Origin of the sequence: Chitinophaga sp. H8 (genome assembly GCF_040567655.1) — a bacterium.
Taxonomy (GTDB): domain Bacteria; phylum Bacteroidota; class Bacteroidia; order Chitinophagales; family Chitinophagaceae; genus Chitinophaga; species Chitinophaga defluvii.
Genome location: NZ_JBEXAC010000002.1, coordinates 2,630,906 through 2,645,293 on the forward strand (window position 1 = coordinate 2,630,906; position 14,388 = coordinate 2,645,293).

The 14,388-nt window shown below is 45.9% G+C and carries 10 protein-coding genes; 5 read left to right on the forward strand and 5 right to left on the reverse strand.

Annotated elements, in window-relative coordinates; translation table 11 throughout:
• Nucleotides 1-113: 113 nt before the first annotated feature.
• Nucleotides 114-581 carry a 30S ribosomal protein S7 gene (gene rpsG / locus ABR189_RS24325; protein ID WP_354663098.1) on the forward strand — a complete coding sequence of 156 codons (468 nt, stop codon included), beginning with the start codon at nt 114-116 and terminating at the stop codon, nt 579-581.
• A 261-nt stretch (nt 582-842) separates the two neighbouring features.
• On the opposite strand, the gene ABR189_RS24330 is transcribed toward rpsG, so the two are convergent.
• The 4 genes from ABR189_RS24330 to ABR189_RS24345 are packed head-to-tail and all read right to left on the reverse strand — an operon-like array spanning nt 843 to nt 6,280.
• On the reverse strand, nt 843-4,058 hold the full coding sequence (locus ABR189_RS24330) for a beta strand repeat-containing protein (protein ID WP_354663099.1): 3,216 nt from the start codon (nt 4,056-4,058) through the stop codon (nt 843-845).
• Between the two features lie 10 nt (nt 4,059-4,068).
• Nucleotides 4,069-4,521, reverse strand: coding sequence for a hypothetical protein (locus ABR189_RS24335; RefSeq protein ID WP_354663100.1), 453 nt, complete (start codon nt 4,519-4,521; stop codon nt 4,069-4,071).
• A 35-nt stretch (nt 4,522-4,556) separates the two neighbouring features.
• Complete coding sequence (gene porV / locus ABR189_RS24340; protein ID WP_354663101.1) at nt 4,557-5,714, reverse strand: type IX secretion system outer membrane channel protein PorV; 1,158 nt, start codon at nt 5,712-5,714, stop codon at nt 4,557-4,559.
• A 53-nt stretch (nt 5,715-5,767) separates the two neighbouring features.
• Nucleotides 5,768-6,280, reverse strand: coding sequence for a T9SS type A sorting domain-containing protein (locus ABR189_RS24345; protein ID WP_354663102.1), 513 nt, complete (start codon nt 6,278-6,280; stop codon nt 5,768-5,770).
• A 696-nt stretch (nt 6,281-6,976) separates the two neighbouring features.
• On the opposite strand from ABR189_RS24345, the gene fusA reads away from it, so the two are divergent.
• From fusA to ABR189_RS24360, 3 genes are all read left to right on the forward strand, one after another.
• Nucleotides 6,977-9,121 carry an elongation factor G gene (gene fusA / locus ABR189_RS24350; protein ID WP_354663103.1) on the forward strand — a complete coding sequence of 715 codons (2,145 nt, stop codon included), beginning with the start codon at nt 6,977-6,979 and terminating at the stop codon, nt 9,119-9,121.
• A 179-nt stretch (nt 9,122-9,300) separates the two neighbouring features.
• Nucleotides 9,301-10,080, forward strand: a complete 780-nt coding sequence (locus ABR189_RS24355) for a glycosyltransferase family 2 protein (protein WP_354663104.1) — start codon at nt 9,301-9,303, stop codon at nt 10,078-10,080.
• A gap of 5 nt (nt 10,081-10,085) precedes the next feature.
• A complete protein-coding gene (locus ABR189_RS24360; protein ID WP_354663105.1) occupies nt 10,086-10,862 on the forward strand; it encodes a polysaccharide deacetylase family protein in 777 nt (258 codons plus the stop codon).
• Here the strand turns inward: ABR189_RS24360 and ABR189_RS24365 are convergent.
• Nucleotides 10,852-11,979 (reverse strand): PQQ-dependent sugar dehydrogenase, encoded by a 1,128-nt coding sequence (locus tag ABR189_RS24365; protein ID WP_354663106.1) that lies wholly within the window; start codon nt 11,977-11,979, stop codon nt 10,852-10,854. The two genes, ABR189_RS24360 and ABR189_RS24365, sit on opposite strands and share 11 nt — an antisense overlap.
• Nucleotides 11,980-12,364: 385 nt before the next feature.
• Between ABR189_RS24365 and ABR189_RS24370 the strand changes: the two genes are divergently transcribed.
• Complete coding sequence (locus ABR189_RS24370) at nt 12,365-12,961, forward strand: outer membrane beta-barrel protein (RefSeq protein WP_354663107.1); 597 nt, start codon at nt 12,365-12,367, stop codon at nt 12,959-12,961.
• Nucleotides 12,962-14,388: the final 1,427 nt, after the last annotated feature.

Consider the following 14,388-nt stretch of genomic DNA (forward strand, 5'->3'; position numbering starts at 1 on the left):
TCTCTGGATACTGCCGGTGTGAAGGACAGGAAACAAAGCCGTTCCAAGTATGGTACCAAAAAGGAAAAGGCTAAGAAATAATTCATTGTAAATAGTTGTAATTTTTCAAATAAATGAGAAAGCAAGCTGCGAAAAAGTTGCCTCTGGCTCCGGATCCCAGGTTCAATGACAAATTGGTTACCCGTTTTGTTAATAACGTAATGGAGCAAGGAAAAAAGAGCATTGCCTATAAAATATTCTACGACGCGGTGGATAAAGTGAGCCAGATAACTGGTGAAAACGGTTATGAAGTGTGGAAAAAGGCATTAAATAATGTTACTCCTGCTGTTGAAGTTAGAAGCCGTCGTATTGGTGGTGCTACCTTCCAGATTCCTGCTGAAGTTCGTGCTGACAGAAAGATCTCTTTGAGCATCAAGTGGTTGATCCGTTTTGCAGGTGAAAGAAATGGTAAGAGCATGGCTGAGAAACTGGCAAATGAAATTGTAGCTGCCAGCAAAGGTGAAGGTGCTGCTTTCAAAAAGAAAGAAGATACACACCGTATGGCTGAAGCTAACAAGGCTTTCTCTCACTTCAGAATCTAATTTTTGAGCAGTTAGTTTTTGAGCAGTTAGCTATTAGCTGATTGAAGCGAAAAGAAATAGAAGCATAAGTGTAACTTATATAAATATTTAAACGGTGAGCTGATAGCTCGCCGTTTTTTATTTTAAGCTTTTAGAGGATAGAAGGAAAGAAATTGTAAGCCCTGGGCTTAGGCATAAAAAAGCGATGGACTAAATATTAGTCCATCGCTTTTTTATACGCTTCGATCAGCTAAAAGCTATTAGCCAACAGCTAAAAGCTAATTACTTAACATTCACCAGTACTTTTATCTTCCCGGTGCCGGAACCTTCAAAAGCCTGAAGGGCCTTACCAATTACCTGTCCGGGTTTTACTTTATCCGGGTCGGCTTTCATGGCATAGCCCGCGCGGCTGGCAGTAACCAGGAGGTCACCTCTTTTGATAGCTCCATTTTCATCGCATACTTTGGTAGGAATCACGCCTACCACCCCTAAAGGCACCTGATCGGTGATATCCTCCAGTGGGTTTCCTTCTGTAAGAAAGACCCCTGGTTTAGTGGCGTATACACCCGCTACAAGGGTAGAATAGGGGGTGGATGATTTTTCCATGGTTCTGTCTGTTGAGGTGGCAATGACCAGTACATCCCCAGGTTCGTAATCCGCCATCTGTCCGATCACATCAAACGCTTCTGCCAGGTCTGCACCACCTACCTGCATATTACCATTGAAAAAGCCCCGGCCTGCTTTATTGATACGGGCTACATTGGCGCCATTACTTTGAAATACGGCAATATTGCCGGAAGGCCCCCGGTGATTGGTGAGTAAAGCTGTGCCCGTACCCCTGTTTTCCACACTTACGGTGGGAGAACTGTTGGTTTCATTATAATTTATAAACCGGCCGGATATACCACTGGCAAAAGTAGGTTTCCAGGCAAACAAGGCAGCCCCGGCACCATCTGCAGTAGCTTCTACACCATCACCGTTGCCACCGGCATTGGCAGTAATACCATTACCATTACCATTGGCGATGGCTATCAAAGCGGGACCATTACCAGCAGGATTGGACTGGTAGAATAAACCACCATATCCACCGGTGCCTTCACTTACGCCAAAAATACCAGCTGTACCAAAGTTGGCAAACTGGCTGTTGACCGTACCTTTTACTGCAGCGGATGTACCCGTTACCCTGTCTACCATAAATTCTCCTGCATTACCATTCCCTACGGTTTTGGAAAGCACCACCGGATTATCATTGTCTTCATTGAATATCATGAATTCTCCGGCCCTGCCCTTACCAAAAGAGGGAACCCAGCCATATACAGCCCGGCCAGTTCCGTTAGCAGTAGCTACCACACCATCGCCATCTTTTTTGGCATTGGCAACGATCGCATTCCCATTACCTTCCTCAATGCTTATCAGGGCATGGCCATTACCTGCAGCATTAGATTGGTAGAAAAGCCCAGCTACACCACCCGTCCCGGAAGACTCACCCATTACACCAGCAGCTCCGAAGTTGCCGAAGATGGTTGTTACCTCACCTCTTATGCCAGCAGATACACTATTCGCATTATCAATCAATACATTTAGGCCATTTCCTGTGTGGCGATCCGGGATATTACCATTACTTATAGAAACAACGTCTACAGTATTGGCTTCTGTATTGGTCTTGTTAAAGTTTTCAAATTTGCCAGCCATACCGGTACTGTTACTTAGCCCTACCTGGCCCAATACGCCCACTGCGGTATTATCTGCGTTGGTAGCAATAAAACCCCGTACGCCATAACCACCACCATCATTGCGGCCTACTACAGCCCCGGCAATATTGCTGTTAGTGATGCCCACCACTGCTTCACCAGCGCCATTATTATAGCCTATGACCCCGGCGGAGGATTGTGAAGCTGTGGTGCCCCTGACACCCATACCTCCGGTACTGGTGGCATTAACTCCCGTTCCATTCCCAGTGGTACTGGCATTTATCACCGTTCCATTTCCCACAGTATTGGCATTTACGACTATATTGTTATTGGAATTATTAAAGATGGAAAAACTGGCAGGAATACCATTATTGCTGGTACCGGTGATACCTGTACCGGTATTACTGTTGGCATACACACCCGTACCATTAGCGGAGGAATTACCGTACACCCCCAGGCCATTTGGGGTGGTACCGTATACCCCCCATCCGGAGCCAGCCTGTGAGCCATAGACGCCGATCCCCAGGCCACCGGAACCATTATTGATACCCCGTAGAGCGGAGGAAAACCCACCAGGACCGGTACTGGAGACAATACCCCGGATAGCAGCAATATTGGAAGTGGTGGTATTGTTGACTCCTTCCAGCGAGGTACCATCCCCACTATTGGCAATAGAGAAAAGCGTGGCAGCATTATTCTCGTTAGCCGCGTAAGGCAACACAAAAGTACCTCCTACTGTACCGGGCGCCCATTCTACCCCATTAAATTTCAGGACATCGTTGGCTGCCGGCGCTGCATTATTTACGCCTTTGCCCTGGATGGCTTTTACGGAGGGATTAGGGTAAGTACCTGCCAGGTCACCTCCTGCCGGACCATTAGGCGGCAGAGCGGCCGGTATTACCCCAGGAGCTAATTTAGCCAGGGTAACTACGCCGTTGGCTATAACCGGATCAGGATAGGTACCGCTCAGATCTCCGCCAGCCGGTGCCCCCGCAATAGATCCCGCAGGTCCTGCTGGCCCTACAGGCCCGGCTGGCCCTATGGGCCCCATCGCTCCGGGTACCCCTGCCGGTCCTACTGGTCCTATTGGACCCACCGCTCCGGGTACTCCTGCTGGTCCCACAGGTCCTACCGGTCCAACTGCTCCGGCTGCCCCTGCCGGTCCCACAGGTCCTATTGGCCCCACTGCTCCGGGTGCTCCTGCTGGTCCCACAGGCCCTATTGGACCCACTGCTCCTGGTGCCCCTACTGGTCCCACAGGCCCTACAGGTCCCACTGCTCCTGGCACTCCCGCTGGTCCCACAGGTCCTACGGGTCCCACTGCTCCTGCCGGTCCTACAGGTCCTATTGGTCCAGCTGCTCCGGGTGCGCCAGCCGGGCCTGGAGGTCCAGCTGGTCCGGCTGTACCATTAGCCGCAAATTGTGCGAAAGGAACGCTCATGAGCTGGGAAGTCCCGAGGTCAGCAAATCCGCCCCCTGTATTTACTTCCACCTGCAGGTATTGATTGGCATCTCCCCATGGCACTCCTGCGAAGGTGCCATTGAGCGGTGTACCACGTCCTAATTGCAGGGTAAACAGTCCTAGTGCATTGGTAGTGGTGGTGTGTGATTCCTGGTATTGAACCGGACCAGCAGCCGCGCCGCCATGAATGGTGAAACGAACGGTCAGGTTTTGACTGGCCAGTACGGTACCATTATTATTACGGGCTACTGCCTGGTAGTTAATGCCAGCAAGGCCACTTTGGGCAAAAGCTCCCTGCGTAAACAAGGCTAAGAATAAAGATGACAGGTATAATAACTTTTTCATTGGATCGGTTTTATTGTTTTTTCACATTCACGTTACGGGAAGCTGGTTGTTTTACCGGGGTGGTGGTTTTTGCCGGAGCAGGTTCTTCACCTTGTTCCGGGGGAGGAAGGGCTGCTTTTTTTAAGGCAGCCGCATTGTTCGCCTCATTGTTTTTGGTGGCTTCCTCTGCTGTGACTGCTGATGGCAGCTGCTGGGTTTTGGCAGCAGCTGGAGCAGGAGCGAAGCTTTTACGTGAAATGCTGGCAGCATTGCCGGGCAATTTGCTGCCGGGAAATATCATACTTTCTATTTCCTGTTGGGTTGCTTTAGCTTCTTTGGGAAGCTGCGCATGTTTATTGGTCAGTGCTTTCGCACGTTGTTGATCTTTTGCAAAATCCGGGAATAAGCGATCAATGGATTTTTGCTGCGCCTGTATGCCGAGTGTGGCTGTTATCAAGGCGATCAGTAAGAGGCTTTTTTTCATAAAAAACGCTTTATCAGTGAGTGATAATCAGGGAATTATTTATCGTTTGAGATATTGTATACCAGGGAGAAACGCAGGGTACGCCGTTCCTGCTGACTGCCATCTGTAGGCATGAGATAGGCCATATCCAGTTCGAGCGCCTTTACACGTACCCCAAGGCCCGCGGAGAAATGTTGGCGGTACCCTTTGTTGGGATGTTCATAGAAATAACCTACCCGGGCAAAGAACTGGTGCTGGTAGGTATATTCCAGTCCGGAAGCCACTGTAAATTCCCGCAATTCTTCCTGGAAGCCTCCGGGAGCGTCTGTAAAGGAGGAGAAAATAGTTTCTGCCACGCTGCGGTCGGGGTTTCTGCCTTTTTCAATTTCATTGGTGATTTGCCCGCCGGCATCTACTTTATAGATAGGAGGGGTAGGAACGAGCAGCTTATTGATATCGACCGCCAGTGCAAACTGATGTTCCTGCGTATGTACAAACGTATATCCGCCACCTATACGTAAATTCATAGGGAGGAATGTCTGACGTTTGGTATCATCCGTATATTTCAGTTTGGTGCCAATATTGGTAAAGCTGATGCCCCAACAATACCGGTTACCGAAATCGAGGTTATCGGCGGAGTTCTGGTAATAGAGGCCCACATCACCCGCTACGGCAGATCCCGGTTTTTGTTGTAAGCCATTGAATGCACCGGCACCCAGCTGGCTACGTATGTACCTGATGGTTAGTGCCAAACCCAGGTGGTCGCCCAGTTTACGGGCATAGGTACCATCAATGGCATATTCTACTGCATGGTAGTTTTGCATCATGGTACCATTATCATCCCGGAAAGTGATTTGCCCATGATCAAAGAATTTCATGGACAGCCCTACACCTTCGGAACCGTTCCAGGTTTTATAAGCCGACAGATAACCCAGGTTACTTTTATTGTTGTTCATATCGCGCATCCAGGGAGAATAGTTAGCGCTGATACCCCAGTTGCCCGCAAATAATAGTTTAGCGGCATTGCCAAACAGGGCATTAGGGTCGGGTTCAATGCCGGTTACGACATCTCCCATGCCAGCGCTCCGTGCATCCGGGTTGATCAGCAGGAAGGTAGCACCTACGTTGACCGGACTTTGTGTTTTCTGGGCTACTGATAGCAGGGGTACTATGAGTATACCGCAAACAAAGCATATGGTAAAACAATACTTCATGATGTTGGGTTTTAAAAAGCAAAAAAGGAGGCGTCCATTTGTATGAAATGGTTTTATTGAATGATCAGTTTTTCAAAGAATACACTGGCGTTTACTTTTAGTTTTACGGTATAGATGCCTGCTGCAAACCTGTTTACCGCTATAGGAAATATTACTTTGCCAGCTCCAAACTCTTTGTATTGCTGGTAAACCAATTGTCCGGCAGTATTAAACAGCTGGAATGTTACCGTTGCATCTGTCAGGAGATCTAATTCTATTTTCAGCGTAGTGGCGGCAGGGTTAGGATACAGCATGTAGCTCAACACCGGATTTGCTCCGGGAGGTTGCTTGGGCAATACTTCCGGTTGGTTGAATCCCTGCGTAAGTATCATGCTGCCCTGGGATAAGGTCATTACAGCAGCTTCGCCTATTGTGTACTCAAATAGAATGTTGTTGACTGTGTTGCTGCCGCCGCTGCTGGCCACTACCTGTCGGTTGAGCAGTAATTGTGCCCGGGCTCCGTAAGACAACAGGAGCAGGCCGGTAAAGAGCAACAGGATTTTGCAGGAATGGTAGATCAGTTTCATATTGGAAACGGGTTAGGTGAAACAATCCGGATAGCCGGGTGATAGCGTGTGTGCGTGATCGTTTGGCACATAAAATCCCCTGCCATGTATTATACACAGCAAAAAGCGTTAAGTATTGGTAACCATCAGGGTTATCTGATACTTGTTACCACCTGTTTACAACAGGTGGAGAAGCAGCCGAGAGATAATGGGGAGTTAACACCACATGGGGGTATCCCCTGTAAGACGTACAGTTTGATTTCATGATATTTGAGATGTTTTTGGGTTGATCCGGGATCAATGATGCTTAAAGACAATCTGTTGATGGTATTCGGTAATCTTTCTGATGGTAATGTGCTCGTATTTTAGTTCTGTTCGCAAATAGTTTTTATATATGGTATTAATTTTATTTTGGTTCTTCACAAATCATAACATGGAAGCAGGGGGCAACGTTTGGGGACGTTATTTGGTAAACCTGCATATATATGTACAAATATAATAGAAAACAAATTATTTTTCACCCGGTATTTAGTTTTCGGTTGAATTTGGTATAAAAGTGGTCTTTTCGGGATAAAAAGCGGTATTTACCAATAAAATGAGGGAAAAAGGCTTGTTAAGAAGAAATAACAATTTGGCAAAGCGGGGAGTTTTATTTATTGGTAAAAATAAGTTACCTTTGCCCCCCAAATTGCATTATTACATAGTCATTTTAATATTATGGCAGACTTAAGATTTCAAAGGAACTTTGGTATTGCAGCGCACATTGATGCGGGTAAAACCACTACCACAGAACGTATCCTGTATTATACAGGTAAAACCCACAAAATAGGTGAGGTTCACGAAGGCGGGGCTACCATGGACTGGATGGCACAGGAGCAGGAAAGAGGTATTACCATTACATCTGCTGCAACCACTTGTTTCTGGAATTTCCCTACCCTTCAGGGTAAGCAGGTTGCCGATACCAAACAGTATAAATTTAACATCATTGATACTCCGGGTCACGTGGACTTTACCGTAGAGGTAGAGCGTTCCCTGCGTGTACTGGATGGTCTGGTAGCGTTATTCTGCGCTGTATCCGGTGTAGAGCCTCAGTCTGAAACCGTTTGGCGCCAGGCTAACCGTTACCGTGTACCCCGTATCGGTTTTGTTAACAAAATGGACCGTTCCGGTGCCGACTTCCTGAACGTGGTAAAACAGGTAAGGGAAATGCTGGGTGCTAACCCCGTTCCATTGGTATTGCCTATTGGTGCAGAAGACTCTTTTAAAGGAGTAGTAGATCTGATCACCATGAAAGGTATTATCTGGGATGAAGAAGGTAAAGGAGCTACTTACCAGGAGATTGAAATTCCTGCTGACATGAAAGATGAGGCAGAAGAATGGAGAGCTAAGCTGGTAGAAGCAGTAGCAGAGTATGATGACAAGCTGCTGGAAAAATTCTTCGAAGATCCTAATTCTATTTCTGAAGCTGAGATCCACGAAGCTATCCGTAAAGCTACCATCGATATCGCTATCATTCCGATGATGTGCGGATCTTCTTTCAAGAACAAGGGAGTTCAGAAAATGCTGGATGCCGTTTGCCGCTACCTGCCTTCTCCAATGGATCTGGAAGCAGTAAAAGGTACCAATCCTGATACCGGTGAGGAAATTGAGCGTAAACCAGATGCTAAAGAACCATTTGCAGCATTGGCGTTTAAGATCATGACCGATCCTTTCGTAGGCCGTCTGGCGTTCTTCCGGGCTTATTCCGGTCACCTGGATGCGGGGTCATATGTATTGAATACCCGTACCGGTAAAAATGAGCGTATCAGCCGTATTATGCAAATGCACGCTAACAAGCAGAATCCTATTGATTTCATCGAAGCTGGTGATATCGGAGCTGCTGTTGGTTTTAAAGATATCAAAACCGGTGACACCCTTTGTAATGAGGACAATCCGATCGTACTGGAAACAATGACTTTCCCAGAACCGGTAATCTCCATTGCTGTTGAGCCTAAAACGCAGGCAGACGTTGATAAAATGGGTATGGCTATTGCCAAGCTGGTAGAAGAAGATCCGACCCTGAAAGTGAAGACTGATGAGGAAACTGGTCAGACTGTACTGAGTGGTATGGGTGAGCTGCACCTGGAAATCATCGTTGACCGTATGCGTCGTGAGTTCAAGGTAGAAGTAAACCAAGGTGAACCTCAGGTAGCATTTAAGGAAGCGCTGACTCAAACTATTGAGCACCGTGAAATATTCAAGAAACAAACTGGTGGTCGTGGTAAGTTCGCGGACATTCAGATTGAGATCGGGCCTGCAGAAGGAGAATGGCTGAAAGCAAACGAAGGTAAACAACTGCAGTTTGTGAACGACATCTTTGGTGGTTCCATTCCTAAGGAGTTTATCCCGGCTATTCAGAAAGGTTTTGAGCAGTCACTGACACAAGGTGTACTGGCTAACTACCCGCTGGATAACTTGCGTGTTCGTTTATTTGATGGCTCTTTCCACCAGGTGGATTCTGATGCGATGTCATTTGAATTGTGTGCTAAAGCGGCTTTCCGTGAAGCAGCACGCAAAGCTAAACCGGTATTGCTGGAGCCTATCTTTAAAGTAGAAGTAAGCACTCCTGACCAGTACATGGGGGATGTAACAGGTGACCTGAACCGTCGTCGTGGTATGCTGGAAGGTATGGAGTCAAGAGCAGGTTTACAGGTGATCAAGGCGAAAGTGCCATTGAAGGAAATGTTCGGTTACGTAACGCAATTGCGTTCCCTGTCTTCCGGACGTGCTTCTTCCGTAATGGAATTCTCTCACTATGCTCCTGCACCTAACAACATTGCAGAAGAAGTGATCGCTAAAGTAAAAGGTAAAGTGAATGCCTAATTGACCGCAAGGTTGATTGTAAATAACAGAAGGGTTATCCTGCTTCCCGCAGGGTAACCCTTCCGCTTTTTAATAACTTTTTCTTTTTTTTAATCCCGGCTAGGGGGATACCCGGCATATATACGTCAATAGGTAGAATAACCATGCTCTGGTAGCTTTTTATATACCAATTGACCGATATGTCTGTACTAGCTTTATCATCTACACCTACAGCTGGAGTTTCCGGACCGGATGCGTTATTGGTAAATACCGCCGGTCTGGATCTCATTTTACCCTGCTGGAATCCGTCTGACAATTGGGTAAACATGCTGGCCCAGCATTACCAGGAAGTACAACAGCTCATGGAGCATGTACCTATACAGCTGATCGTGGTGAACGATGGTTCTACCCAAAACTTTACTGCTGCACAGATTTTTCAGCTGGAAACGGTGATTCCGGGCATAATAGTCGTGAATTATGCTGCTAACAGGGGGAAAGGTTATGCTGTGCGGGAAGGGGTAAAAATGGCCCGGTATGACCTGCAGGTATATACCGACCTTGATTTTCCTTTTGGCGTAGAGGCGGTTAAACATGCCTATGATAAATTGTTATCCGGCGCAGATGTAGTAGCCGGAGAAAGGGGGGCCGCCTATCTGGACCGTTTGCCCCGGAAAAGGCGTATTATAACCCGTATCAGCCGGATGATGAACCAGTATGTATTACAGCTGAAAGTAGCAGATGCCCAGGCAGGTTTAAAAGGGTTTAATAAATATGGCAAAGCAGTACTGCTGTCTACCAAAATAGATGGTTTTTTGTATGACAGTGAGTTTATGTACCGCGCCGGGAAAAGCCGCCAGCTGCGTATTGCTCCGGTAACCGTGCACTGCAGGGCAGGCATCCGCTTTTCTTCTTTTAAAATAAAGCTGTTATTGAAAGAATTTAGAAATTATCTGCGTATTATAGCTGCCAATCAGGGTTAAAATTTATGAAGCCGGACAAAAAGTTGTTGATTAGTGTAGATGTGGAGGAATTTGATATCCCCGAAGAGTTTGGGCAGCAGGTACCTTTGCAGGAGAAGCTGGAAGTATCCAGGCGTGGCCTGGAGCGGACCCTGGAATTGTTTGAACGGTACCATGTACGGGCTACTTTTTTTATCACTGCTTATTGGGCGCAGCATTATCCGGAGCTGGTCAGGCAAATGGCAGCAACACATGAAATCGCCTCCCACGCTTATTACCATAGCAGTTTCAAGGAATCAGACCTGGAGAGTTCCAGGCTGGCATTGCAGGAAATCAGCGGACAGCAGGTATACGGGTTCAGGATGCCGCGGCTACGCCAGGTAAATATGACCGCATTAAAAGCAGCCGGATACACCTACGATGCTTCTGTAAACCCCACCTGGATGCCAGGACGTTATAACAACTGGCACCTGCCAAGAACCCTGTTCCGCGAAAAAGAAATGTGGATTATTCCTTCTTCCGTATCTCCCATCTGCCGGTATCCTGTATTCTGGTTGAGTGTAAAAAACGCCCCTTTATGGATGTCCCGGCATTTCAGTAAAACGATCCTTAAACGCGATAAATACCTCTCTTTTTACTTCCATCCCTGGGAGCTGGCCGAGCTGGAGGGTTATTCCCTGCCTGGCTATATCAGCCGTATGTCCGGTAATAAAATGCGGGATAAGATGGAGGGCTTCTTACAATTTTTACAGCAGCAAGGCCAGTTTTGTGCACATCGGGATTTTTTGGAAGCTAATAGCTGATTTCCACCACTTTATCCGCATTTCCGCCATTGCTGGTACACAGGTATACCCTGCCGGCAGGGGATATACAGACATCGCGCAGACGGCCAAAGGCGTTCGTAAAATAAGTTGTTGTACCGGTAACACTTTTACCATCTGCCCCTAGTTTTAGCTGATAGAGGCGCCGGCCTTTCAGGGTGGTCAGGAGCAGGGAATTTTTCCATTGCGGGATGCGGTCATGGTTATAGTAATCCATCCCGGAGGTAGCTACGGTACTGTTTCCGGAAGACCATACAGGTTGTTTTACATTGTTGGCATTACAGAAGGTGGCTTCGCCCGGTTGATCGCAGGGCCCTTCCACATTGGGCCAGCCGTAGTTGCGTTGTTTCTCAATGATATTTACCTCATCTTCAATATTTTGCCCATGTTCTGAGCTGTACAGCGTGTTATCAGTTTGTACCAGCCCTTGGGGATTGCGGTGTCCGTAGCTCCATACAGGGTTGTTGGGGAATGGATTATCAGCCGGAATGCTGCCATCCAGGTTGATCCGGAGTATTTTCCCATTGGGAGCAGCCGTATTTTGGGCAACAGCCGATTGGCCGGCATCTCCGGTAGAGATCCATAGTTTTGGAGCAGCTCCTGTACTGATCAGCAAACGGGCACCATTGTGGATATTGCCCGCGTTTATGTTGTCCAGCAGTGTAACCGGGGAGGAAAGAGCGCCGTTCCCGTAGGTATAGCGGACTACTTTTTCTGTATAGGTCCCGCTTTTATCGTAATTATAGATCACATATACATAGGGTTGGGTATTAAAATCAGGGTGTAAAGTCATGCCAAGCAGGCCACCTTCTCCCATTGCCTTTGCCTCGCTGATCCTAAGCAGTGGGATTACCTGACCCGTTTTGGGGACAATGCGGCTGATCTGTCCATTTCTTTCCGTCATCCATATGTGGTCATCTGGCCCCCAGTGTATTTCCCAGGGGAAATTAAGTCCTTCAACTACTGTACGGATGCTGTCTGCTGGCCATTCTTCGTCCCGGGCAGGTGGTTTGGCCTCTTTTTTGCAGGAGGCAGTTGGTAGTAGCATTACCCAAAGGATAATGGGAAGTAGCAAGGAAAGATATTGAAGGGGCTTCATTGGTATATACAGTTTACTTACTAATAAAACGTACAATAGGATCATTTATATATGAGGAGCACAGTTTGTGTAGCAAACGGAGATATTTTTTACAAAAAGTGACCGGACTGTTTTTTTATATTTTTATGCTAAGATGTATGTTTATTAGCTTCATTTACAGTACTTTTGTGTAAACGTTTCATATACGTTCCTGTGAATGAATGCCCTGTGTGTAAATGGTCATGTATCCCCATTATCCCCAACCTGTCACAAGTAGCTCTTTTTGTTCAGTTCATGTTTATCTATAGTAATATTTCACTGTGTGAGAAGCAAATCATTGTACAACCTTTTTGCATGGAAATAGTTATTACAGCAGCGTTTATTTGTTAAAACTAAAATTAAGATTATGAAAAAAATTTGTCACTTAACCCTTGTCATGTTTGCAATGTTGTTTGGATCCACAGCCATGGCACAAACCCAGAAAGGCAATTTAATGGTAGGGGGCGACCTTACTAACTTTGGCTTTAATTTTCAGAAAGGCAGCACCAAATTTGATTTTAATCTGACACCAAAACTAGGGTATTTTATTAAGGATGATCTGGCCTTGGGAGGTTATGTAAACTTCGGGCTTTCCACTGCAAAAGGTGCCGGCTCTACAGTAGATTATGGCATTGGTGCATTTGGACGTTATTTCATCAATGATAAGAATGTAAAGAAGCTGGAGTTTTCGAAGAGAGCTCGTTTCTTTGTGGAAGCGAATGCAGGTTTTGCAGGAACTAATCCGGCAAGCGGGGCTTCTACAAATGGATTAAACCTTGGAGCAGGACCTGGTCTGGCTTATTTTATTACGCCAAATGTGGCTTTGGAAGCATTGGTAAAGTATGATCTGATTGTTGGTTTTGGTAATTCTGTTACTTCTAACCAGCTGGGCTTTAACTTAGGCTTCCAGATTTACTTACCTACTGCAAAAGCTAAACAGATTATCCGGGAGGAGCAGCGCTAAGCAGTTAAAATACTACCGTTTTTATAAAGAAAGCTGTCAGTGTACTGGCAGCTTTTTTTGTGGGTAGCATTACAAAGATGGGGTACTGAAAAGGGGGAGGAGTAGTTGTTAATAACTGCTGAACGAAATGATTATCTGCATATTAAGTGAATAAACTGAATGGCGCGATTATCACCATTAGCCCTTATTTTAGCGGGAGCGTTGCCAATATTGGCCGCTTATTGGGAATGCCGAAAACCAAATAAATAGAGTAGGCTCAATTCACCCTAAAACCTTTTCTATGTTAAGCACTATTTTAGCAGCTGTGTTAAAGTTTGTAAGCATTGTAGCTGGTGGGCTATAAAATTATTTCACTTTGAGGTAGTGAAATATTGAGGTTTAACCACAGTTTTTTTGGTTGAAGCTCCGGTAGTCCGGAGCTTTTTTTGTGCCTGGAAATGGAGGAGGCAGGGGTAAGGAGCCGGAAAGGGTGGGTGGGAGGATATTGGGAATGATGGTGGCGGGGAGCTGGTGGGATCATGCCGGATGGGAAAAGGGGGAGTCTGATATTGGGTGAATGGAACTACCATTAAAATGCTGAATAGAATGAATTGAACTTATTGAAAATGAATGGAATGAATGACCTCCTTATAAACAATACCTCCTATATTAGTGCTAAGTTTAATGTGCATATAGTTAATTGGGATTGCCGAAAACCAAAGAAACAGAGTAGGTATAACCATATCCTAAAAATGTTCAACATGGATTTTCTTAGCAGATTGTTGCAAACATTATTGGCACTTTTGAAATCTTTAACCGGAGGTCTTTAATAGCCCCGGTATTAAGAAAGAGGTTGTCTAACACCCTTATGAACTCCAGGCATTTGTTCTGGAGTTTTTTTATACTACAGGTTAAGCGGATATCCGGTGCCTTCATGCAATGAACAGCCGGTCTGAAAGCATTGATAATGAATAAAATGAATGACATTATTATTAATAATTGCTCCTAATTTTAAAGCGTGCTTTATACACATTGAACTTTTGGGATTGCCGAAAACCAAATTAAGAGAGTAGGCGGAAACTTATGAAAAACCGTACATTATGGACTTGCTGAATCAACTGTTAGCATTAGTACTGGGATTGGTTAAATCCTTACTGGGGGGCACTGGTTTACCATTCTAAGTAAATCAGGCTCAGTACGCTAAATTTTATTGTACTCAAAAAAGGCTGTTTTTCCGATGATGGAAGGCAGCCTTTTTTCATGGAAAACGGGGAGGGAGGAGGTGTTGTTTGAGGAATGTGGATAATGGGGTGGCGGTGGATAAAATCGCGGAAAAATAAATGTGCAAAATGATGGCTTTTCCATCTCTTTTTCTATATTTGTTTCCCTGGTTTGAAAAAATGCGTAAAAAGATTTAAAAAATAATCAGGGACTATTTAGAGGGCGAT

Coding starts and splice junctions, on each gene's coding strand:
- rpsG (WP_354663098.1), top strand. CDS start 114: ATGAGAAAGCAAGCTGCGAAAAAGTTGCCTCTGGCTCCGGATCCCAGG.
- ABR189_RS24360 (WP_354663105.1), top strand. CDS start 10,086: ATGAAGCCGGACAAAAAGTTGTTGATTAGTGTAGATGTGGAGGAATTT.
- ABR189_RS24370 (WP_354663107.1), top strand. CDS start 12,365: ATGAAAAAAATTTGTCACTTAACCCTTGTCATGTTTGCAATGTTGTTT.
- ABR189_RS24345 (WP_354663102.1), bottom strand. CDS start 6,280: ATGAAACTGATCTACCATTCCTGCAAAATCCTGTTGCTCTTTACCGGC.
- fusA (WP_354663103.1), top strand. CDS start 6,977: ATGGCAGACTTAAGATTTCAAAGGAACTTTGGTATTGCAGCGCACATT.
- ABR189_RS24365 (WP_354663106.1), bottom strand. CDS start 11,979: ATGAAGCCCCTTCAATATCTTTCCTTGCTACTTCCCATTATCCTTTGG.
- ABR189_RS24335 (WP_354663100.1), bottom strand. CDS start 4,521: ATGAAAAAAAGCCTCTTACTGATCGCCTTGATAACAGCCACACTCGGC.
- ABR189_RS24355 (WP_354663104.1), top strand. CDS start 9,301: ATGTCTGTACTAGCTTTATCATCTACACCTACAGCTGGAGTTTCCGGA.
- ABR189_RS24330 (WP_354663099.1), bottom strand. CDS start 4,058: ATGAAAAAGTTATTATACCTGTCATCTTTATTCTTAGCCTTGTTTACG.
- porV (WP_354663101.1), bottom strand. CDS start 5,714: ATGAAGTATTGTTTTACCATATGCTTTGTTTGCGGTATACTCATAGTA.